At 75.7% G+C, this 21,939-nt stretch carries 15 protein-coding genes; all 15 read left to right on the top strand.

Going from position 1 to position 21,939, the window contains the following annotated elements; genetic code table 11:
* The first annotated feature begins 7 nt into the window (after positions 1–7).
* The 15 genes from ACIA5F_RS06985 to ACIA5F_RS06915 all read left to right on the top strand — a co-directional run bounded on the left by ACIA5F_RS06985 (position 8) and on the right by ACIA5F_RS06915 (position 21,662).
* Positions 8–1,147 (top strand): acyl-CoA dehydrogenase family protein, encoded by a 1,140-nt coding sequence (locus tag ACIA5F_RS06985; protein WP_399349975.1) that lies wholly within the window; start codon positions 8–10, stop codon positions 1,145–1,147.
* Between the two features lie 6 nt (positions 1,148–1,153).
* Entirely contained in the window at positions 1,154–1,837 is a 684-nt protein-coding gene (locus ACIA5F_RS06980; RefSeq protein ID WP_399349973.1) for an N-(5'-phosphoribosyl)anthranilate isomerase, read from the top strand.
* Complete coding sequence (locus tag ACIA5F_RS06975; RefSeq protein WP_399349971.1) at positions 1,834–2,586, top strand: indole-3-glycerol-phosphate synthase; 753 nt, start codon at positions 1,834–1,836, stop codon at positions 2,584–2,586. Before ACIA5F_RS06980 ends, ACIA5F_RS06975 begins: the two co-directional genes overlap by 4 nt.
* Before the next feature lie 68 nt (positions 2,587–2,654).
* Positions 2,655–2,870, top strand: coding sequence for an MbtH family protein (locus ACIA5F_RS06970; RefSeq protein ID WP_399349969.1), 216 nt, complete (start codon positions 2,655–2,657; stop codon positions 2,868–2,870).
* Positions 2,867–4,039 (top strand): Glu/Leu/Phe/Val dehydrogenase dimerization domain-containing protein, encoded by a 1,173-nt coding sequence (locus tag ACIA5F_RS06965; RefSeq protein ID WP_399349967.1) that lies wholly within the window; start codon positions 2,867–2,869, stop codon positions 4,037–4,039. The genes ACIA5F_RS06970 and ACIA5F_RS06965 overlap by 4 nt, the downstream gene beginning before the upstream one ends.
* A gap of 256 nt (positions 4,040–4,295) precedes the next feature.
* Complete coding sequence (locus tag ACIA5F_RS06960; RefSeq protein WP_399349965.1) at positions 4,296–5,741, top strand: glyceraldehyde-3-phosphate dehydrogenase; 1,446 nt, start codon at positions 4,296–4,298, stop codon at positions 5,739–5,741.
* 965 nt (positions 5,742–6,706) lie between these two features.
* On the top strand, positions 6,707–6,898 hold the full coding sequence (locus ACIA5F_RS06955) for a thiazolylpeptide-type bacteriocin (RefSeq protein WP_399349963.1): 192 nt from the start codon (positions 6,707–6,709) through the stop codon (positions 6,896–6,898).
* A 56-nt stretch (positions 6,899–6,954) separates the two neighbouring features.
* Positions 6,955–7,140 (top strand): thiazolylpeptide-type bacteriocin, encoded by a 186-nt coding sequence (locus tag ACIA5F_RS06950; protein ID WP_399349961.1) that lies wholly within the window; start codon positions 6,955–6,957, stop codon positions 7,138–7,140.
* 88 nt (positions 7,141–7,228) lie between these two features.
* Positions 7,229–9,970, top strand: coding sequence for a lantibiotic dehydratase (locus ACIA5F_RS06945; RefSeq protein ID WP_399349959.1), 2,742 nt, complete (start codon positions 7,229–7,231; stop codon positions 9,968–9,970).
* Between the two features lie 50 nt (positions 9,971–10,020).
* The gene (locus tag ACIA5F_RS06940) at positions 10,021–11,187 is read left to right on the top strand and encodes a lantibiotic dehydratase C-terminal domain-containing protein (RefSeq protein WP_399349957.1); all 1,167 of its coding nucleotides are present in this window, start codon (positions 10,021–10,023) and stop codon (positions 11,185–11,187) included.
* Positions 11,184–13,025 carry a hypothetical protein gene (locus ACIA5F_RS06935; protein ID WP_399349954.1) on the top strand — a complete coding sequence of 614 codons (1,842 nt, stop codon included), beginning with the start codon at positions 11,184–11,186 and terminating at the stop codon, positions 13,023–13,025. Before ACIA5F_RS06940 ends, ACIA5F_RS06935 begins: the two co-directional genes overlap by 4 nt.
* Positions 13,022–14,977 (top strand): TOMM precursor leader peptide-binding protein, encoded by a 1,956-nt coding sequence (locus tag ACIA5F_RS06930; RefSeq protein ID WP_399349952.1) that lies wholly within the window; start codon positions 13,022–13,024, stop codon positions 14,975–14,977. The genes ACIA5F_RS06935 and ACIA5F_RS06930 overlap by 4 nt, the downstream gene beginning before the upstream one ends.
* Positions 14,978–15,014: 37 nt before the next feature.
* On the top strand, positions 15,015–16,745 hold the full coding sequence (locus ACIA5F_RS06925; protein ID WP_399349950.1) for a thiopeptide-type bacteriocin biosynthesis protein: 1,731 nt from the start codon (positions 15,015–15,017) through the stop codon (positions 16,743–16,745).
* 485 nt (positions 16,746–17,230) lie between these two features.
* A complete protein-coding gene (locus ACIA5F_RS06920; protein ID WP_399349948.1) occupies positions 17,231–19,930 on the top strand; it encodes a BTAD domain-containing putative transcriptional regulator in 2,700 nt (899 codons plus the stop codon).
* Between the two features lie 580 nt (positions 19,931–20,510).
* Entirely contained in the window at positions 20,511–21,662 is a 1,152-nt protein-coding gene (locus ACIA5F_RS06915) for a hypothetical protein (protein WP_399349946.1), read from the top strand.
* The last annotated feature ends 277 nt before the right edge of the window (positions 21,663–21,939 follow it).

Below are 21,939 nucleotides of genomic sequence, written 5' to 3'. Positions count from 1 at the left end.
CTGACACATGATCAGATGGAACGCCGACCAGACCGCCCTGCGCCAGGGCCTCGCCCGTTGGTGCGAGCCGCTCAGCGCGGGCCACATCGAGCGGGACGCCGAAGGCGTCTTCCCGCAGGACCAGTGGAAGCTCGTCCAGGAATCCGGAATCCTGGGCCTGCCGTTCGACGAGCGGTGGGGCGGGCTCGGCCAGTCCCTGCTCACCACCCTGTACGTGCTCGAAGAACTCGGCGCGGGCTGCCGTGACGGCGGACTGAACTTCTCGGTCGCCACCCACATGGTCAGCTGCGGCGTTCCCCTGCAACGGTTCGGGTCGCAGGCGCTCAAGGAGCGCTACCTGCCGGGGATCTGTTCGGGCGCGACGATCGGGGCGCACGCGATCAGCGAGACCGAGAGCGGCTCCGACGCACTGGCCATGCGGACGACGGCGACCCGCGAGGGCGACGCGTTCGTGCTGCGGGGCGGCAAGGCCTTCGTCAGCAACGGCCCGGTGGCCGACGTGTTCGTGGTCTACGCGCGCACCCACCCGGACGGCGGACCCTTCGGCATCACCGCCTTCCTCGTGGAGCGGGACACCCCCGGGCTGTCCGTCGGGGCACCCGTCGCCAAGATGGGGCTGCGGACCTCACCGCTGAGCGAACTCCATTTCGACGAGTGCAGGATTCCCGCGTCCGCCGTGATCGGCCGGGTCGGCTCCGGATTCCTGATCATGGACCACGTGATGAAATGGGAGATCCTGTGCTCTTTCGTCATCACCACCGGACAGATGCGGTACCGGCTCGACCGCTGCGTCGAACACGCCAAGGAACGCATCCAGTTCGGCAAGCCGATCGGTTCCTACCAGTCGGTCTCCCACAAGATCGTGGACATGAAGATCGGCCTGGACACCGCACAGAAATGGCTCTACGACACGGCGGAACGGCTGACGGCCGGGGAGAACGTCACCACGGACATCTCCATCGGCAAACTCCTCGCCAGTGAGAACAACCTCTCCTCCGCCCTGGCGGCCGTGCAGATCTTCGGCGGCAGCGGATACCTGACCGAGTACGGCCTGGAGAAGGACCTGCGCGACGCGGTGGCCGGACCGATCTACTCGGGCACCTCGGAGATCCAGCGCAACCGCATCGCGTCGATGCTGGGGCTGTGACACCTGATGCTGGTCAAGATATGCGGAGCCACCTCGGCCGGGGACGTGGAACTCCTCGACGCCGCCGGAGCCGACCTCGTCGGCCTGTGGCACGGCGTCCCGGGAGGACACGCGGAGCTGCCGGCGGGTGACCTGCCGGCGCTGGCCGGGGCCGCGCACCGCACGGCACGGCTCCGGCCGGTCCTCGTCACCTTCCTCGCCGACGTGAAGGCACTGCGCGAGACGACGGCCGCCGCGCGGGTGCGCTGGGTCCAACTGCACGGCTACCAGCCGCCGGGCACGGTCCGCGCGCTGAAGGACGCCGCGGACCTCACCGTGATCAAGGTGCTGCACCTCGGCGCGGACGGCTGCGTGGAGCGGCCCCTGATCGCGGCGTACGAGCGGGCGGGAACGGACGTCTTCCTGCTGGACTCGGTCACCGGGGACGGCCGGATCGGCAGCACCGCCCGGCCGGTGGACCGCGGGGCCGTCATCGAGATCGCGGACCGCGTGTCCCGGCCGTTCCTGCTCGCCGGGGGAATCACGGCCGGGAACCGGGACGACTACCGGGCCGTGGCGGACCACCCCCTCTTCCTGGGGATCGACGTGGACACGGCGGCCAGGGACCCCGGCGGACGGCTGCGGGCCGACCGGGTCACGGCCGTACGACGGGGCTGGCGGGCGACCGACGACACCGGGACGGGCCCATGACGGCGACGTTCACCGAGGCGCTGCTGAGCGCCCGCCGACCGGTGATCATGGAGCTCAAGCGGCAGGACTCCGCAGGCCGCGACCTGTTCGGCGGCAGACCGGTGGCCCGCATCGTCGCCGCGTACCAGGACGCCGGAGCGCCGTGCCTCTCCGTGGTGACCGGGCGGTGGTTCGGCGGCACCCCCGACCTGCTGCGCGAGGTCGCGGAAGCGACCGACCTCCCCTTGCTGCAGAAGGACTTCCTCACCCGCCGCAGCCAGCTGGACCGGGCCCGCGAGAGCGGCGTGTCCGCCGTCCTGCTCACGGCCGCGCTGCTGCCGCGCTCCACCCTGGGCAACCTGGTCGACCACGGCCTGCGGCTCGGCCTGACCCCGTTCGTCGAGGTGGCCACCGAGGAGGAGGGCCGCCGGGTGCCACGCGCCGAGGAGTGCGTGGTCGCCGTGAACAACAAGGACATCGCCACCCGCGAACGCGGCGCGGCCGACATCGGACGGAGCACGGCGCTCCTGCCCGCGCTGCTGAGCGGCGGCACCCGGTGTCCGGTGAGCGCCAGCGGCATCCGGCGCCCCGAGGACGCCGCCCGGCTGGTGCGGGAGGGCTTCGCCGGTGTGCTCGTCGGGACGGGCCTGCTGCGCGCCGACAGCCTGCCGCGATGGCTGGACGACTTCGACCGCTGCCGCGGCGACGGCGGCAGCCCACCGACGGCGCCGGTCCCCGCGGACGCGCCCCGATCACCACCGGTGCCCTGACACCGGTCCCACCCGCCCCGCCGCCCCGGCGGAGCGCGCACCACACACCGACACCCGGAGGTACCGGCATGACCGGCGAAATGCACGAGCAGTGGAAGGTCGTCGTCAACGACGAGGAGCAGTACTCGATCTGGTCCGCCGACCGGGAGGTGCCGGCCGGCTGGCACGAGACCGGCGCACAGGGCACGAAGGAGGAGTGTCTGGCGCACATCGAACGCGTATGGACGGACATGCGCCCCCGGAGCCTGCGACCGCAGACCGCCCCGGAAACCGGCGCGCGGTGAACCGGACGCTCTCACCGCACGGTGCGGCCGGGGCGACGCGGCCCCTGCTCTCCACCACGCTGCACCTGCCGGAGACCGGAGCGCGGGGGTGGGTCGTCGTCGACTCCATGGTCGACGGACTGGCCATGGGGGGCACCAGGATGACCCCCACGGTGACCGAGCGGGAACTGGCCGACCTGGCCAGGGCCATGACCCACAAACTGGCCCTGGTCGGCCTCCCCATCGGCGGCGCCAAAGCCGGCATCGCGCCCGGCCCGGGGGCCGCCGTCCCACGGCACACGGTGATGCGGGCGTTCGGCCGCGCCGCGGCCCCGCTCCTGCACGGCGGGGTGTACCTGGGCTGCGACCAGGGCACCACCTACGCCGACCGGAGCGTGGCCTTCGAGGCCGCCGGGTACGACGTCGCCCACCGGGCCGGGGCGACCCGCCTGACCGTCGGCTGGGGCGAACTGTGGGACCGCATGGGCGACATCACCGGGTTCGGGGTGGCCGTCGCGGTGCTCGGCGCCCTGCGCGCCTCCGGTGCGCGGACCCCGCGGCGCATCGCGATCCAGGGCTTCGGCACGGTCGGCCGGGCGGTGGCCGGGCACCTGGCCGCCCACGGCCACCTGGTGGTGGCCGTGGCCGACGTCCAGGGCACGATCGAGGACCAGCGCGGACTGCCCGTCGCCGAACTCACCGCGCTCACCAGCGGCGACGGCACGATCGACCGGACCCGGCTGCCCGCCTCGGCCAGGGTCCACGGGTCCGGGCGGGCGTGGCTGCACGTCGACGCCGACGTCCTGGTGCTGGCGGCGTCCGCGTCCGCGGTCGACGAGGAGGCGGTGCCCGAGGTCCGCGCCGCGATGGTGGTCGAGGGCGGCAACATGAGCTGCACCGCACCGGCCCGACGGCTGCTGCGCGAGTCCGGCCGCACCGTCCTGCCGGACGTGGTCGTCAACGTCGGCGGCGCCGCGGCGACCGGCTGCGTGCTCGCCGGGCTGGCCCCGTCCGGCCTGCCGCTCGCCCAGCTGTCCGCGTGGCTGCGCGAGTGGGTCGCCGACAGGATCGCCAGGAACTGCGAACTGGTGCAGGAACTGAGCGCCTCGGGCAGCGCCGATCCGGTCGCGCACCTGCTCGCCGCGCGCGGCGCCCCCCGGGCACGGGCGGCCGGTACCGCCGGGGCGTGACGAAACCGGCGCACCCGGTCCGCACGACGGGGCGGGGGGAAGGGGGCGTGGGGAAAGGGGGCGTAGGGGAGGGGAGTGGGAGCGGAACGGGCTGAATCACCCCGTACGGCATGGGCTTATGCCGCATGTCCACCCATCTCCTCGCCCGGCGTGACCGGGGCGCCGATCCCGGTGCCCGGTCCGGGTGGTACCGCTTGAATGATCAAAGCACCAGGGGGTTAGCATATGAGCGCTGCCTAGCTCGAAAGAGAAACCTGTGACTGTCAACGACGACTCGTTCACCAACTGGAAGAACCGCGAGGAGATCGCGGAGTCGATGATCCCGATCATCGGGAAGCTGCTTCGGGAACGGGACGTCACGGTCCTGCTCCACAGCCGCTCCTTGGTGAACAAGTCGGTGGTCAGCATCCTCAAGACCCACCGGTTCGCCCGGCAGATCGCCGGCGAGGAGCTCTCGGTCACCGAGACGCTGCCGTTCCTCCAGGCCCTCACCACTCTCGATCTCGGCCCCTCCCAGATCGACATCGGCATGCTCGCCGCGACGTACAAGGCCGACGACCGCGGCCTCTCGGTGGAGGAGTTCACCGCCGGGGCCGTCGCCGGGGCCACGGGCCCCGGCAAGATCGAGCGCCGCGAGTCGCGCGACGTCGTCCTCTACGGGTTCGGCCGCATCGGCCGCCTCCTGGCCCGCCTGCTCATCGAGAAGGCCGGCTCCGGCAACGGCCTGCGGCTGCGCGCCATCGTCGTCCGCAAGGGCGCGGGCCAGGACATCGTCAAGCGCGCCTCGCTGCTGCGCCGTGACTCCATCCACGGCCAGTTCCAGGGCACGATCACCGTCGACGAGGCGAACAACAAGATCATCGCCAATGGCAACGAGATCACGGTGATCTACTCCGACGACCCGACCTTCGTGGACTACACGGAGTACGGGATCAAGGACGCCATCCTCATCGACAACACCGGCAGGTGGCGCGACCGCGAGGGCCTCTCGAAGCACCTGCGCCCCGGCATCGCCAAGGTCGTCCTGACCGCTCCGGGCAAGGGCGACGTCCCCAACATCGTCCACGGCGTCAACCACGACACGATCAAGGACGACGAGCAGATCCTGTCCTGCGCGTCCTGCACCACCAACGCGATCGTCCCGCCGCTCAAGGCGATGGCGGACGAGTACGGCGTCCTGCGCGGCCACGTGGAGACCGTCCACTCGTTCACCAACGACCAGAACCTGCTGGACAACTACCACGACTCCGACCGCCGGGGCCGTTCGGCGCCGCTCAACATGGTCATCACCGAGACCGGCGCCGCCTCCGCCGTCGCCAAGGCACTGCCCGACCTCGACGCGAAGATCACCGGCAGCTCGATCCGCGTCCCGGTGCCCAACGTCTCGATCGCGATCCTGAACCTGCGGCTCGCCCGCCCGACCACCCGCGAAGAGGTCCTCGACTACCTCCGCAACGTCTCGCTGGCCTCGCCGCTCCGCCGCCAGATCGACTTCATCACCGCCCCCGACGCGGTGTCGAGCGACTTCATCGGCTCGCGCCACGCCTCGATCGTCGACGCGGGCGCCGTCAAGGTCGAGGGCGACGACGCGATCCTCTACCTCTGGTACGACAACGAGTTCGGCTACTCCTGCCAGGTCATCCGTGTCGTCCAGCACGTGTCCGGGGTGGAGTACCCGACCTACCCGGTTCCGGCGGTCTGACCCGGAAGCCCGGCCCCGGCGGTCCGCCTCCGGCGCACCGCCCGCCCTGCCCCGTCCACTCCGGTGGGCGGGGCATCGGCGTATCGACGGCGGGGCCGTACACCGGCCGGGGAGTTGACGGATACGGCCTTCCCGGACCCGCCTTGGAGTCCTGCGCGGACGGGTCGGGAATGACGCGGCCCCGGTTCCGGCTTTGTATTTTATTTCCGCATTCGATTCCGCATTCCGGTCGGGTGCCTGCGGAATTTCCTTTCGCTCTGCTCTTCCGTGCGAATGATCATTCGGTGGGTCATCGGCGGGATCAGGGGAGAAGGAGTGGCCCGGTAGATCATCCGCCCACCGCGCCTGCGGGGAACCGGAATTCCCGCACGGCCTGCCGCCCCTTTCGGCCGCAGCGCCCCCTCTTACCGGAATTCTTCGACCGGGCCACCGGGCACCACCGCATGTGACACCCCCGTGCCGGGGAGGGGCGGGCGGCGGGCCCGTCAGGTCCGCGAGGCCGGTGGTCCGCAGACCGGCCCCTCACGGCCGCCGGCTCCGTACGGTCGGCGGCTCCGTACGGTCGGCGGACACAGGCCCCGGCCCACGGACCCGTCCGCCCCCGCACCCCTCGCGCCCCCCGCTCCGGAGCGGGTCCGGGCATCCACCCGCCCCGCCGGATTGTCCGTGAATTCCGTCCGCCGTCCACGCCCGCCGACAGGTGCGAAGCGCACTGGATCTCGGCTCCAGCGTTTCTTCAGTTTCCCCGGTGATCCTGGGGACAGGTCGCACCACCGGCCCGGATGAAGTCCGGGTCGGGAAGGGCCGGATCGACGTTCGTCAGCCGTCGTGAACGGGCCCACCGGCCCGGACCTGACGGACTGAGACAGAACACGTCCCCGGGCACCTGCAAAGGGGTCCCCGAGGGCTACCGTGTTTCAACCACTACACATCCGATTTTCCCTTCGCATTTCCGGGAGACACGTATGTCCGACATGGCACGCACCTCCGAATTCGGCCTCCAGGACCTGGACCTGGATCTCAGCGACCTCACCGTGACCTCGATGCGTGACACGGCGGCGCTGCCCGAGGGCGGGGCCTCCTGGGCCTCCTGTTCCTGCCAGGGCTCCTCCTCCTGCGCCCCGCCGATCGATCACCCCCAGACGATCGCGGGCTGATCGTCCGGGCACACCCCGCACCTCCGGCCACAAGCCCCTCACCGAAGGAGACGACCATGAACCCCACCACCGACACCTCGATCTTCGCGATCGACGAACTCGACCTCGGCGACCTCACCGTGACCTCGATGCGTGACACGGCCGCACTGCCCGAAGGCGGAGCCTCCCACGGCTCCTGCTCCTGCCAGGGCTCGTCCTCGTGTGCCCAGCAGCCGACGCACCCGGACATCCCGGTCCAGTAGCCCCACCACCCGCACGGCGGGAACCTCCCGCCGCACCTCGTGTGCGGCGGGAGACCCGCGCGCCCTCACCGACAGGACGGGGACCACCATGCCGCAGCCGCAGCCGCAGCCGCAGCCGCAGCCGCAGCCGCAGCCGCAGCCGCAGCCGCAGCGCACGGCCGACGGCGCCGACGGCTACCGGGTACGGTCCGCGCCGTACGCGCTGGCCCGCGCCACCGTGCTCTCCCAGCCGGCCCAGCGGCCGGCCGCCGCGGAGTTCCGCGCCCTGCTCGCCCGCCTGCACCAGCTCGACACCCGGCTGCTACGGACCACCGCCCCCCTCTGCGACGGCCTGCACGACAGCCGCGACGGCCACCCGGCGGAGTTCCACCGCGACGTCGTCCTCCCCCTGCGCCGCGCCCTGCACAACGGACGCGAACCCCGCCCCGCCCTGCTGGCACGCCTCGGCGACCTGCCGGACCGGGTGCCCCTGCTCGCCACCTGGACCGAACTCCGCGCGCGCCGGGCCGCACTCCTCACCGGACTCGAAGACGCCGCCGGACGGGCCCTGGCCGCCGAACGCGCCGACCTGGCCGCCCTGTGCCGCGAACCGGCCCTCGGCAAGGCCGTCGCCCTCACCAGCACCGACCTGCTCCGGGCCGTGGAGCGGGCGGGCACCGGCGCGGCCGACCGCAGGGCGCGCAAGGAAGAACCCACCGTGCTGCGCTACGCGCTGCGGGCCAGCACCAAGACCAGCCCGCTGTCCTGGTTCGCCGCCGTGGGCTGGGGGCCGCTGCCCGGCACCCCGGCCCGCCCCGTCCCGTCCTGGGGCGCCACGCCCCTGTTCGAAGGCCCCCTGCGCGCGGTCGTGAAGGCCAACCGCACCCTGACGACCGCCCTCACCCTCGCCCTCCTGGACGCCCCGCACCGCCGGGCCGCGCTGCCCCACCGCATCACCAGCACCGCCCGCGTCACCGACGGGCGGGCGACGTACTCCCGTGACCGGACCAGCTTCGCCGGGGGCCGCTACCTCGTCTCCGGCGAGGACGAGGCGGAACTGACCTTCGGCGGCCCGCTGCGCCTGGTCACCGAGTACGCCACGACCCCCAGGGCGCTCGGCGAACTGACCGACCTGCTGGCCTCGGCCCTGACCGGGGCGGGCGGTGACGGCCGCACCGCCGCCGTCACCTTCCTCGACCGCCTCGGACAGGCGGGCCTGCTGGTGCCGGGGGACCCGTTCCCGCCGGAGGAGGCCGACCCGGTGGGACGCGTCGCGGCCTGGCTGCGGGAACTCGCCGCCGCCCACCCCGGAGCCCCCGCCCCCGCCCCCGCCTCCTCCGAGGACGCGGCGCGCGCGGACCGCATCGACGCCATCGGCCGGACGACCGCGGAGTTCGCCACCGCGCCCGCCGCCCGGCGCCCCGCCCTGCTCGCCGGCCTCTCGCAGCGCTGGGCCGCGGAACTGGCCGACGCGGGACGCCCCGTCCCCACCGTCTCCGCCCCGCTCAACGCGCTCTCCGAGGATGTCGTCGCCCCGCGCCCGCTGGAGCTCGGCGGTTTCCTCGACGGCGCCGACCACGAGGCGCTCGGCGAGGTCACCGCGCTGGCCGAACTCTTCGACCTCGGCCACCTCTTCCGCCGGATCGTCCGCGACCGCTTCGTCGAACGGTACGGACCCGGCGGCCACTGTCCCCACCCGTGGGAGTTCGGGCCCGAGATCGCCGGGGCCTGGGAGGGCGCCGGACGGATCGCGCTCCTGGACCCCGCGGACCGGAACGCCTTCCCCACCGGCGCCGACGCGCTCTCGGCCCTGCGCGTGGAGGTCACCGAAAGCGTCCGGGCCGCCACGGCCACGGCCCCGGCCGACGCCGACGAGATCGTCCTGGAGCCCGACCTCCTCAAGACCCTCGGCGAACGGCTGCCGCGCTGGGCCGTCGAACGGCCGCTCAGCTACGCGTACTTCCTCCAGCGGGACCCCGACCGGGGACGGCTCTGCGTCAACCACGTGTACAGCGGGTGGGGCCGGTTCACCAGCCGGTTCCTGGACTCCCTGGACCCGCGCGCCACCGCCGAGGTGTCCCGGCAGATCCGGCGCGGGCTGGGGCCCGGCGCGCGCGCCGCGCAGATCCGGCCCGTCGGCGGGTTCAACGCCAACCTGCACCCCCTGCTGGTCCCCGACGAGATCGGCCCCGACCGCCGCTGGGCGTCGATCGGCGAGGACGGCCTGGAACTCGTCCACGACGAGGCCACCGACCAGGTACGGCTGCGGCTGCGGACCACCGGCGAACTCCTCGACGTCCTCTACCCGGGCTTCCTCGCCCCCGTCCTGCTGCCGCGCCGCATCGCGGCCCACCTGTGCGACCAGCCCCACGGGGTGGTCGAGCTGGGGGCGCTCGTCCCCCGCCACGCCCTCCCCGCCCCGGGCGGCACGGTCACCCGCAGCCCCCTGCTGCGCCACCGCCACGTGGTGCTCCAGCGCCGCCGCTGGCGACTGCCGCCCGGGGTGGTGCGGGAGCTGCGCGCCGACCTCGCCGCCGCCCCGGTACCGGCGGAGGCGGTGGCCCGCTGGCGGGCGCTGCTGGACCTGCCCGAGCAGCTCTTCCTATACCCGGTCGCGCCCACCCTCACCGGGCGCGCCGCCGACGACTTCCTGAGCCGGCTGAGCCGCCCCAAACCGCAGTTCGTGGACCTCGGCAACGCGCTGCACCTGCGCTGCCTGGCCAAGTGGCTCTCCCGCCACGGCGACGGCGCGGTCCTGGAGGAGTCCCTGCCCGCGCCCGGCGGCCGGGCCGCCCCGGCCCGCGCGGTCGAACTCGTCCTGGAGGTCTACCGGGCCGGACGGCCACGATGACCCGCCCGCACACGACAGAGGACACGACGGAGGAAGGGAACGTACCGCCCGTGCACCCCGACACCAGCAACACCAGCAACACCGGCGACGACCTCGGCGCCCGTGACGTGGTCGCCTACCACCACCATCCGGTCAAGGCCCCGTTGCTGCGCGAGGTGATGCTGCCGCTCGCGGGCTCCCTCGCGGCGCAGGGCCTGGCCGCCCACGTCGAACGGCACTGGCTGCACGGCCCCCACCTGCGGCTGCGCATCCAGGGCCCGGCCGCGCGGGTGGAAGCCGCCGCCGGGGCCGCCGCCGCCCGGACGCGCGAGTGGCTGCGCGCCCACCCCTCGCACGGAGACCTCACCGAGGCCCAGCTGCTGGAGCGGGCCGCCGAGACCGGGCGCGCCGAACTCGTCGCCCCGCCCTACGGGCCGATCGTGCCCGACAACACGGTCCGGATCGAGGCCGTCGACCGCTCCTCGCTCCGCGCCCTCCTCGGCGAGGAGGGCGCCGCCCTGCGCGAGGAGCTGCTGCGGGCCGGGCTCGACGCGCTGCGGGCCGGCGCCGGGTTCCTCGCGGAGCACGGCGACACCGCCCCGGCCCGGCTCCAGCTCGCGGTCGCCGCGCTCGCCGCGCACGCCGGAGCCCACCCCGGCGGTCTGGCGGGCGGCCACTACTCGTACGTCTCCCACCTGGAGGACTTCCTCCTCCACGACGATCCGGACGGGCGGCTGCGGGACAGCTTCGAACGCCACGGCGAGCGCACCGGCGAGGTGGTGACCGCCCTCGTCGGACGGATCGCCGGCGGCGGCGCCCAGGGCTGGGAGCAGTCCTGGGCGGCCTTCTCCGCGGACGCCTGGCAGCTCGCGCGGAGCAGGTACGACGCGGGCGCGGACCTGCACGGCGCCCCGCTGGAGTACCGGGCGCGGGCCGCCGCCACCGGGGACGCCGCGGCGGCGGAACGCTGGAACCCGCAGACCCGTACCCGCTACAGCGAGTTCCACCGGCTGCTGAGCCGCTCCGACCCGCGGGGGACGATGTGGACCCGCCCCGACTACCTGGTGTACCGGGCCTGCACCAACGCCCTGTACCGGCTCTTCGCCATCTGCGACATCCGCCCGCTGGAGCGGTACCTGGCCGCGCACCTGGTCGTCCGCGCGGTACCCGGTCTGACGGGCTCCGACTGGCGCACGGAGCTCGGCGCGGCCGTCGACGCGGTGGAGGCACGGGCATGACCCCCGACGGCACCACCCCCACCCACGCCACCCCCGCCGGGCCCCGCACCGTGCGGCGGCTGCGCCCGGGCGTGGCCGTCACCCTGTTGCGCAACGGCCTCCACCTGCGCGGCCGGCGCGGGAACGTCACCCTGGAGGGCGGCACCGGGCTGCCCACCCTGTGGCGCCGGCTGGAGGGACCCCTGTCCGACGGCGGCCTCGAAGAGCTCCTGGACGGCCTGGAGCCCGGCTCGTCCCTGCGCGCGGCGGTGGACACCCTCCTCGGGCAACTGGACGCGCACGACCTGCTCGTGGCCGGACCCGCCGGACCCGCCGGAGGGCCCACCGGCTCCGGCGAGGCCCCGGACCACGCCCGCCCGCCCGCCTCCGGCCCGGCCGCCCGGTGGATCGGCGTGACGGCCGCGCAACCCGCCGCCGCCGCGGCCTCGCTCGCCGCGGTACGGGCCGAGGTGGTGGCCGCCGACCCCGGCGCACCCCTGGCCGGGGCCGCCGGACGGGCACTGGAGCGGGGCGGGGTGCCCGTCACGTACACCGCCGATCCGGCCCTGCCCGAGGGCCGGGTCCTCCTGTACGCCCACGGCGGCGCCGGGGCGGGCCGGGGGATCGTGGCCGGACTGCGCGGCGGGACCGGTTACGTCACCGCCCCGGGCGGCCCGGACCAGCTCCGGTCCGACGCGGCGGCCCTGGAGGAACGCCTCGCCCCCGCCCCGGAGCCCACGGGGTCTGCGGGGCCCCCGGAGCCCGCGCCCCCCGGGGCGTTCGTGCCGCTGCTCGCGGGCGCCGCCGCGCACCGGCTGCTGTGCACGGCCGCCGGACTGCCCGACCCGGCGGACGAAGGGGACGACGGGCGGCTGCTCCCCGGCCTCCCCGCGGTGCTCCTCGCGGACGCCCGCCCGCTCCGGGCCGACTACCGCACCTGGCTCGGCCCCGGCCGCCTCGACACCGACCGGCGGGCCGACCTCGCCCCCGCGGCCACGCTGGGCGAAGCGCTGCGACGGGTGGCGGCCCTCGGCGACGCGCGGTGCGGGGCGCTGCCCGAGCCGCTCCCGGGGGAGCTGCGGCAACTGCCCGTACCGCTCGCCACCTGCGAGCTGCCCGCCGCCCACCCCGGCGGGCGCCTGACCGGCGGTGCGCCCCGGCTGGACCTGGCACGGCTGGAGGTGTTCTGCCGGACGGCCGAACTGCTCCTGGACGCACCGGGGTCCACCGTCGGCGCCGACCCGGGGCACGCCCGGGGCCGCGCCCTGCGCGAGGCCGCGGCCCGCCGCCCCGGCCCGCGGGCCGGGCAGCCGCCCGTGGCGGCGGACCACTGGTCCGGGCATCCGCAGCTCCGCCACTGGTGGACGACGCTGACGGTCCGCCTGGCCGTGCCCGCCCGCCTGGAGGTGTACCGGGCGGCCCCGGGCGAGGAGGCGTACCACGCCCTCGTCCACCGGACCGCACCCGGCGCGGACGGCGGCGGCCCCCCGGAGCCCTCGCCGCTGGGCGAGGCCGTCGAGGCGACCCCGGGTGACGCGGCGGCGTTCGCCGCGCTCGCCGCCGTCGCCGCCGTGTGCGCCCCGGGCCCGGCCGCGGGCCCCGTCCGGCCCTCGGGCGGCGCGGTCGCCCCGCTGGCCTCCGCGGGGGCGCGCACGGCCGCCTGGGAGGACCACGGCTGGACCGGCCGCTGGCTGGCGGACACCGCCGGACGCGAGGAAGCCCTCCAGGCGGCGCTGGGCCGCCTGACGGGAGCGGCCCTCCCCGCCGGGCCGCCCGCGCCACCGGGGAACCGGGAACTCGCCGACCGGCTGCGGGCCTTCGGATTCACCGTCCTGCACACCCCCGAGGAGACCCGATGACCGCGCCGACGACCGCGCCGACGACCGCGCCGACGACGGCCCCGGCCGTACCCGGCCCCCTCGGCGACCTGCCCGTCCCCGTGCTCGACGCCGCCTCCGCGACGGCGTTCACGGCGGGCCCCGCCGTGGTCCTGCTGACCCGCTGGACCCTGGGCGAGGCCGAGGAGCTGACCCGGCACGCGCGCGCCCACCCGGTGGCCCTGGTCCCGGTGCGCTTCGACGGGCCGCTGGCGGTGGTCGGGCCGCTCCTGGGCCCGGACGCGGCGGCCTGCCTGTGCTGCGCCGAGTACCAGCGGCTGGCCACGGCCGGCGGCCGGGTCCCGTGGCAGAGCCCGAAACTGGCGCTGGCCGGGGTGCCGTCCCCGGCCCTCGCCGAGTCGGCGGGCGCCCTCGCGCTGGACCTGCTGGCGGGCGGCGGCCCACCGCCGCGGGACGAGGAGGCGGGAACGGCCCTCGTCCACCTCGTGCACCAGGGCCGCGGCACCTGGTCCACCCACCGCGTCCGCCCCGTCGGGGGGTGCGCCCTCTGCCGCCCCCTGCCGCCGGACTCCGCGACCGGGGCGGCCCCGCCGCCCTCGGCGCCCCGCCCGCTCCCCGACCCGTACGTCCTGCGCGAACCCAACCCCCGCACCACCGCCGACCGGTTGCGCGCGGCCCTGCACGACGAACGGTTCGGCCCGGTACGACGGCTGCTGCGCTCCGAGGACTCGGCCTTCTGCCTGACCACCGCGCTCATGACGGACGGCCGGACGAGCGACGACGGCGGATACGGCCGGGCCCGCGACTTCACCGACAGCGAGCGGATCGCGCTGTTCGAGGGCGTCGAGCGGTACGCGGGCATGCGCCCGACCGGGCGCCGCACCGACCTGCGGGCCTCCTTCGCCGCCCTGGGACCCGACCGGGCCCTGGACCCGCAACGGCTCGGCCTGCCCGACCCCGCCCACCACGGACACCCGGCGTCCCCGACCGTCCCCTACACACCGGACCTGGAGATGGACTGGGTGCACGGCTGGTCCCTCACCCGGCGGCGGACGACGGCCGTCCCCGAACACGTGGCGTACTGGGACGTGCCCGGGGGCGGCCGGCCGCGCGTGGTCTACGAGTCCTCCAACGGCTGCGGCCTGGGCAACAGCCCCGAGGAGGCCACGCTCTACGGCCTGTTCGAGGTGGCGGAGCGCGACGCCTTCCTGATGGCCTGGTACGCGGCGACCCCCCTGCGCCGCATCACGTTGCCACCGGACGACCTCGACACAACCCTGCTCGCGGACCGGGCGGCCGTCGTGGGCTACCGGCTCCTCCTGCTCGACGCGACGAACGACTTCGGCATCCCGGCGGTCGTCGCGGTCTGCCGGTACGAGGGCGCCCACCCCGGCGCGCCGCGCATGTTCCTGGCGGCGGGAGCCCACCACGACCCCCGCGCGGCGGTCCGCTCCGCCGTCGCCGAGGTCGTCACCAACGTGCTGGAGTCGGCGCAGCGCTCGTTCGCCGAGGGCCGCCCGCGCGACCCGGAGCGGCTGCGGCCGATGCTGGACCGGCCCGAGCTGGTGACGACCCTGGAGGACCACGTCGGGCTGAACACCCTCCCCGAGGCGGGCCCGCGCCTGGAGTTCCTCTTCGCCGACAGGCCGTCCGCGACGGTCGAGGAGGCGTGGCCGGGCGCGCCCGCCCCGGTGGGCGACCTCGGCGCCCTGCTCGGGGCGACCGTGGAGCGCCTCGACCGGTCCGGCCTGGAGGTGATCGCCGTCGACCAGAGCGAGCCGGGGGTGCGCGACCGGCTCGGCCTGCACTGCGTGAAGGTCGTCGTCCCCGGCTCGCTGCCGATGACCTTCGGACACGTCAACCACCGCACCAGGGGCCTGCCCCGGCTGCTGGAGGTGCCCCACCGGCTGGGCCGCACGGACCGGCCGCTGCGCTACGAGGACCTGGCGCTCCACCCGCACCCCTTCCCCTGACGCCCGCCGCCCACGGACCCACCACGAGGACCCGCACATGACGACCGACACCTGGCACAGCCACCACCTCTTCCTGCACTCGGGCACCGAGGACACCGACGCGTTCCTGCTCCGGGGCGCGGCCCCGCTCCTCGACGGCCTGGTGGCGTCCGGCGAGGCCGCCCGGTGGTTCTTCATCCGCTACGGGGAGGACGGCCCCCACGTACGGATCAGGGTGCGCGGCCTGAGCGCCCGGGCCGCCGCGGAGCTGCCGCAGGAGCTGGCGCGGGCCGCGAAGGAGGTGCCCTCGGTGGCGGGCCCGTGGCCCTCGGCCCACGGGGAGGTCCGCGCCGTGGCGTACGCGCCCGAGACGGACCGCTACGGCGGCCCCGGGGCGCTGCCGGTCGCCGAGGAGGTCTTCGCCGCCTCCACCCAGGTGGTGCTCGGTGCCCTGCGGGACCTGCACGGCGGGGGCGGGGCGCGGCTGGCGCTCGCGGCGGACCTGGCCCACGCCACGGTCCACGCGCTGGGCACGGACCGGCTCACCGCGGCGCGCTGGCTGCGCCGGCACGCGGCGGGCTGGCGGTGGGTCACCGAACTGCCGCTGCTGCCCGGCGCGTCGGTGCACACCCGCGTCAACTCCGTCTACGCGACCCAGCGCGCCGGGCTCGCGCGGCGCGCGGCGGAGCTGGGGGAGCGGCTCACGGCGGGCACCGCGCCGCCCTGGCTCGGCCGGTGGGCACAGGAGGTCCGGGAGGCCGACGGACGGCTGCGCGCCGGGAGCGGAGCGATGGACGGCACCGGACCGGACCCGGCGGGCGGGGCGGGCGGGCCGGGCCTGTCCGCGTCCACGTCGGCCTGGGTCTGGGCCTCACAGCTGCACATGCTGTTCAACCGGCTCGGAGTCACCCCCGACGAGGAGCGGGCGGTGTGCCGGCTGGCCTCCCGGACCCTGCTGGAGACGGACGAGCCGCCCGGCTTCTTCCCGCCGGACCACACCGCGGCCGACCTCCAGTACCTGGAGCGGAGCAAGTTCCAGATCGGCCGGGGCGAGGACACGGCGCTGCGGACCCCGGCGCCCCGGGCGCCGGAGACCGGGACGACGCCCGCCCGCCCGGAGCTGCCCCTGCCGGCGGACCCGCTGCCGGACGTGCCGCTGCGCGAGGTGCTGGCCGGCCGGTCCTCGCTGCGCGGCGAGCTCGGGGGGCCACTGGACGCGGGCACCCTGGGCGCGCTGCTGTGGCACTCCCTCTCCGGGAGCAGCCGCTCCGGGCAGCGCCTCGCGGACGGCCCGGCCCGCACCACCGCCCACCGCCCCTACCCGAGCGCGGGCGCCCTGTACACGGCCCGGGTGCGGCTGCTGGTGCTCGACGTGGCCGGTGTCCCGGCGGGCACCTACGACTGCGTGCCCGAGCGCCGGACGCTGCACCGCGTCGGCCCGGTCCCGCAGGTGGCGGAGATCAAGGCCCTGTCGTCGTACCTGTCCCGCCCGGAGACGGACCCGGACCGGATCGGCGTCGACGGGGCGCCGCTGGTCCTGGCCCTGTACGCGGACCTCGGCCTGCTGCGCGGCCGCTACGGCCTGCGCGCGCTGCGCCTGGCCCTGCTGGAGACCGGCCATCTGGCCCAGACCCTCCTCCTCACGGCGCAGGCCCTGGGCCTGGCCGGCACCCCGCTGGGCGGCTTCCACGACGACCTGGCCCACGAACTCCTCGGCCTGGACGACCTGGAACAACCCCTGCAGTACCTCCTGCCGCTCGGCCGCCGACCGGTGGCGCCGACGGGATGAACCCGGCCCGCCCGGGGGGAAGCGGAACCGGGCGGCCCCGCAGGAGGGGGGGCGGAGGCCGTGGCCGGTTCCGTACGGGCGGACCGGGAGGTTCCGCGGGGCTCGCGCCCCGGCCGGGCAGCGGCTCCCCCGCCGGCCGCCGGCCGAAACCCCGGGTCCGGGGTGGTCCACCCCGGACGGTCGTCGTAACGTACGTGGCCGGGCCGGGCCGTTGCCGCGCCCGGCCCAGGGGGGGACCGGGCGCCGCCCGGTCCGACCGGCACGGGCAGGAGACTTCCAGCACGGGCAAACAGTGCCCTAACGGACCACTAACGGTGCCCTCCCGAACCTGGCCGCCGGGGCCGGGTACCCCACCTCGATGGGGTGAATCCACCCGGTATGCTGGGGGCGGACCGCTAACCGAATTGGCCGGGACACCTCTCATGGCGCGAAAAGGATCGGCCGTAGGATCGGCGGGGCCGGTGGACGCACAGGGGGGAACACACATGGACTTCCGTGTGCTGGGCGCGGTCGCCGTGGTGGTGGAGCACGCGAGACCCCTCCCGCTCGGTTCCGCCAAGCGCCGCAGCCTGCTGGCCATGCTGCTGCTGCGCCCCAACGCGGCCGTCGCCGTCGAGCGGCTGACCGAGGCGCTGTGGGGCGAGGAACCGCCCCGGCACTCCCGGACCGTGCTGCAGGGCCACGTCTCCCGGCTGCGCGCGCTGTTCGCCGAACACGGGGCACCGGCCCACGGCGTCGAACTCGTCACCCAGGGGCAGGCGTACGCGCTGCGGCTCCCCGAGGCGCTGCTGGACGCGCACCGCTTCGAGGCGCTGCTGCGCACCGCCCGTCAGCAGCGCGAACCGGCCCGGACCGCGGCGGCCCTGCGGGAGGCGCTCGCGCTGTGGCAGGGGCCCGCGCTCACCGGGACCCTGCGCAACCCCCCGCTGGAGACGGCCGCGCACACGCTGGACGAGCTGCGGCTGACCACCGTGGAGGAGCTGGCCGCCGCCCACGGCCGGCTCGGCGAGCACGGCGCGGCGGCGGCCGTCCTGCGCGCCGAGGCCGTCGCGAACCCCTTGCGGGAGCCGTTGGTGGCGGCGCTGATGCTGGCCCTGGGCAGGGCGGGCCGCCAGTCGGACGCGCTGGACTGGTTCCACCGCACCCGACGGCTGCTCGCCGACCAGCTCGGCGTCGACCCCGGAGCCGTGCTCGCCGACGCGTACACCACGCTCCTGCGGGCCGACGCCCGCCGGCCCGCGTCCGCCCCGGTGGCCGCCGGGCCCCGGGGAGCGCGCCGGGCGCCCGAGCCCGCGTCCGCCGGGCCGGACCCGTGCCCGGCCGCCCCGCAGCTGCTGCCGTGCCGGCCCCGGGGGTTCACGGGACGCCAGAGCGAACTGGCGGCGCTCGACCGGGCCACGGCGGGCACCCCCGCCCCGATCGCCATGGTCACGGGCAGCGCGGGGGTGGGAAAGACCGCCCTCGCGGTGCACTGGGCCCACCGGCACCGGGAGGACTTCCCCGACGGCCGGCTCTTCGCCGACCTCCACGGCTACAGCCCCATCCCGGCGCGCGACACCACCGCCGTCCTGCGCGAGTTCCTCCTCGCGCTCGGCGTCCCGACGGGACGGATGCCGGGCTCGGCCGAGGCCCTGGGCGCCCGCTACCGCGAGCTGACCTCCGGCCGCAGGATGCTGGTCCTGCTGGACAACGCCCGGGACGCCGAGCAGATCCGCCACCTGCTGCCCGGCGGGGAGGACTGCGTCACCCTCGTCACCAGCCGCAGCCGGCTCGCCGAACTCGTGGCCTCCGACGCGGCCCGCCCCGTCGCGGTCGCCGGACTGCCCACCGCGCAGTCCACCGCGCTGCTCGCCGCCGTCCTGGGTTCCGAAGCGGTCGAGGCCGAGCCGGAGGCCGCCGCGCGCCTCGCCGGTCTCTGCGACGGGCTGCCCCTCGCCCTGCGGGTGGCCGCCGCCCGGCTCGCCACCCGCCCGCACCACGGCCTGGCCGCCTTCGCCGGTGAACTCGCCGACGAACACACCAGGCTGGACCTGCTGAACATCGGCAACACCGGTGTCGCCGCCGCCCTCGGCCTCACCGTGCAGCACCTGCCGGAACCGGCCCGGCGGATGTTCCACCGGCTGGGGCCGCACACCGGGGCCACCCTCGACATCTGCACGGCCGCCGCGCTCGCCGGCTGCCCGCCCGGCCAGGCGGCCGGGGCCCTGGACCAGCTGGCCGCCGCCCAGCTCGTCGTCGAGGTGGGCCCGCACTCCTACGTCCTGCACGACCTGGTGCGGCTCTACGCCCGGAGCCTGTCCCCGGGGCACGACCCCGAGGGGCTGCTGCGGCTGCTCGACCACTGGCTGCACACCCTCCACGCCGCCGACGCCGCCGCGGAGCCCGGCAGCGAGCCCTGCTGCGAGCTGCCCCCCGGGGCCCGGCCCGCCGCCGCCATCCGGACGTTCACCGGCCGTACGAGCGCGCTGGCCTGGTTCTCCGCCGAACGGGACACGCTGCGCGGCGCCGTCGAGGCGGCCGTCGCCGCCGCCCTGCACGACCGCGCGTGGCGGCTGGTCCTGCTCCAGTGGCCCCTGATCGTGTGGCAGGTCCGTGACGGCTGGGTACCGCTGCTCGAACAGGGCCTGGCCTCCGCCGAACTCGACGGCGACGTCCGCGCCCAGTCGCGGGTGCGGGCCCTGCTGGGCTGGGTGCTGGCCGAGGAGGGCCGGCCCGAGGAGGCCCTCGTCCAGCTGGAGTGCGCCCCCGGGCTCGCCGCCCTGGCGGGGGACACGGCCGGGGAGGCGATCGCCCGGATCAACCTGGCCGTCGCCCTCATGCGGCGCGGGGAACGGGAACGGCCCCGGGAGCTGCTGCTCGGGGCCCTCGCCCTGGCGGAACGGGCGGGTGCCACCGAGACGGTCAGCCTCGCCCACCAGCACCTCACCCAGCACCTCCTCTCCATCGGCTCTCCCGCCGCGGCCGTCGGCCACGCCGCCCGCGGCCTGGCCCTGGCCGCCCCGCCCCTCGCGGCCCCCCGGCGCGTGGCGCTGCGCACGCTGTACGGCGAGGCGCTCGCCGCGACGGGCCGCGAGGACGAGGCGGTGCGCCAGCTCGGCGACGCCATCCGGGAGGCGAGGGCCCACGCGTACGAGGAGGGCGAGAGCGCGGCGCGAGCCGTGCTGGCGACGCTGACGGGACGGTAGGCGCCCCGCGCCGCGGCCCCCCGGCGGCGCGGAGACAGGTCTGCGGGGGGCGGGAACACCCACCCCGGCCGGTGCCGGCGCCGTGCCGACCGGCCACGGCGGGACGACGCGCCGTCGGCCGGGCCGACAGGGCCACGAATGGCTGAAAACAATCGCTCCGGGGTGGAGATCGGGCGGCTCCGTCGGCCCGTCCGGTGGTGACACGAGACCCGCGCCGAGCCCTGTCCGCCGGTGACCGGCGGCACGGGCCGCCCGGGGGTGCGCGGACGCGGCGCGAATCCTGCACTCCCCATGTCGCAGGAGGGTCGTGGCCGACTTCGGGGTGATCGCGGGGCCGGGTGCGCCGAGGCGCTCCGCACGGTGTGCCGAACCCCTGCGCGCAGTCCTCCCGCGACCCCCGCGACGGGCTTGTTGACCGCATGTCAGGAGGGGTCGATCGGCGTGAAATTGGTCTGGACCACGTGACTCGGAGATGGTTAGGGTTCTTTACATAACTCGTGCTCACCAGCTGCGGGCCGATGCCAATTCCTGGCAATTTTCTGTCAACTTTCTGTCAAATCCGCTGATGGGGGACCCGTCTGTGATCGATATCGTGGTGGTGCTCAGAGCCGAGGACGCCGTCCTCGACTTCCTCTCCGTACTCACCGACCCGCAGGGCACCGAAACCCATGTGATCTGCGGCGACACCTCGCAACGCGTGGTGCTCCCGGCGGACGGCACGCTCACCGAGCGGCTCGCCGTCCTCGCCCGGCACGTACGCCCGGTCGACGACTCGGCCGCCTCACCCGGACCGGAGGCCCTGGCCGCCCTCGTCGCGCGGTCGACGACCGGACGACAGGCACGGCTGTGGACCCACTCGCCCGCCGACAACCGCCGCAGCCGGGGAGTGCTCGGCCGGGACGCCGCCCTCGCCGGGGAAGGCCTGACCGTCCGGCACGCCGTGGGCTACTCGCCCTTCCTCCAGTTCATCAGTGACCTGGACCGGCCGCTGGACCGCGCCCGCACCGCCGCCAAACTCGGCTTCGTCAACCGGCACTGCGGCCACCTGCTGCACACCACCTCCCCGGACCAGGTGCTCTACACCGCACGGGTCCCGGCGACCGAACGGTTCTTCACCGCGGAGGCCGACGAACGGGACCGGCTCTTCGCCCTCCTGGCCAGCCTCGGCGACGAGGCCGCCTCCGTGGACGACCCCTGGGAGTTCGCGAGCTCCCCCTACGAGGACGAACGGCTGGACGCCACCACCGCGTGGATCGCCGACCGCTGCGACCCCGACGACGGCCCGCTGATCGAGGTCGGCGCCTGCGAGGGCGCGCTCACCACCCGCCTCACCGGCAAGGGCTTCACCGTGGAGGCCACCGAACCCAATCCCCTCTTCCGCGGGCGGCTGGCCGAACGCGTCGGCGACACCGTCCGCGTCCACCCCGACGGCCTGGAGGAACTCGCCGCCCGGCCCCACCTGCCCGGCCCCGCCTACCTCCTGATCGAGATGCTCTACTACGGCCAGGACCTCGACCTGCTCGACACCCTGCCCACCGACCGGGTCTTCGTCGCCCTGGAGCCCGACGCGATCGCCTCCCGGCTCGACCCCTGGCTCGAAGCCACGCCCGGCTGGGAACCGGCCGACCGGACCCACCTGGTCCTCCCCGTCCTGGAAACGGTCTGCGGTGGCCGCGCCTACCTCAGCAAGCGCGGAAGCGTCGGCGTCCTGCTGCGCCGCACCACCCGCTGAACCGGCCCGCCACCCCCGGCGCGCCCCCCGGCCCGGACCGCCCCCCGGCCTGAACCCCGCCCGGACCGCCCCCCGGCCTGAACCCCACCCCGGGACACCCCCCACCCCGGGACACCCCGCCTCCGCAGGACCCCGCCCCGCCGCACGCCCCCCCCGTGTCGGCGTCCCCGCCCCTCACCGGGCCGGCGCGGCCGGCGCCCCCACCCGCGACGCGCGGGCCCGCGCCGCACCCCGCGCCCCCACCCGTGGCGACGCCCCCACGCCCCGACGACCCGGC

Origin of the sequence: Streptomyces sp. NPDC051567, assembly GCF_044454165.1 — a bacterium.
Lineage (GTDB): Bacteria > Actinomycetota > Actinomycetes > Streptomycetales > Streptomycetaceae > Streptomyces.
The sequence above is the reverse complement of the archived record's forward strand: the minus strand, read 5'-3'. Positions and strand labels throughout refer to the sequence as shown.

Coding starts and splice junctions, on each gene's coding strand:
- ACIA5F_RS06930 (WP_399349952.1), top strand. CDS start 13,022: ATGACCGCGCCGACGACCGCGCCGACGACCGCGCCGACGACGGCCCCG.
- ACIA5F_RS06985 (WP_399349975.1), top strand. CDS start 8: ATGATCAGATGGAACGCCGACCAGACCGCCCTGCGCCAGGGCCTCGCC.
- ACIA5F_RS06950 (WP_399349961.1), top strand. CDS start 6,955: ATGAACCCCACCACCGACACCTCGATCTTCGCGATCGACGAACTCGAC.
- ACIA5F_RS06980 (WP_399349973.1), top strand. CDS start 1,154: ATGCTGGTCAAGATATGCGGAGCCACCTCGGCCGGGGACGTGGAACTC.
- ACIA5F_RS06970 (WP_399349969.1), top strand. CDS start 2,655: ATGACCGGCGAAATGCACGAGCAGTGGAAGGTCGTCGTCAACGACGAG.
- ACIA5F_RS06975 (WP_399349971.1), top strand. CDS start 1,834: ATGACGGCGACGTTCACCGAGGCGCTGCTGAGCGCCCGCCGACCGGTG.
- ACIA5F_RS06920 (WP_399349948.1), top strand. CDS start 17,231: ATGGACTTCCGTGTGCTGGGCGCGGTCGCCGTGGTGGTGGAGCACGCG.
- ACIA5F_RS06955 (WP_399349963.1), top strand. CDS start 6,707: ATGTCCGACATGGCACGCACCTCCGAATTCGGCCTCCAGGACCTGGAC.
- ACIA5F_RS06945 (WP_399349959.1), top strand. CDS start 7,229: ATGCCGCAGCCGCAGCCGCAGCCGCAGCCGCAGCCGCAGCCGCAGCCG.
- ACIA5F_RS06925 (WP_399349950.1), top strand. CDS start 15,015: ATGACGACCGACACCTGGCACAGCCACCACCTCTTCCTGCACTCGGGC.
- ACIA5F_RS06935 (WP_399349954.1), top strand. CDS start 11,184: ATGACCCCCGACGGCACCACCCCCACCCACGCCACCCCCGCCGGGCCC.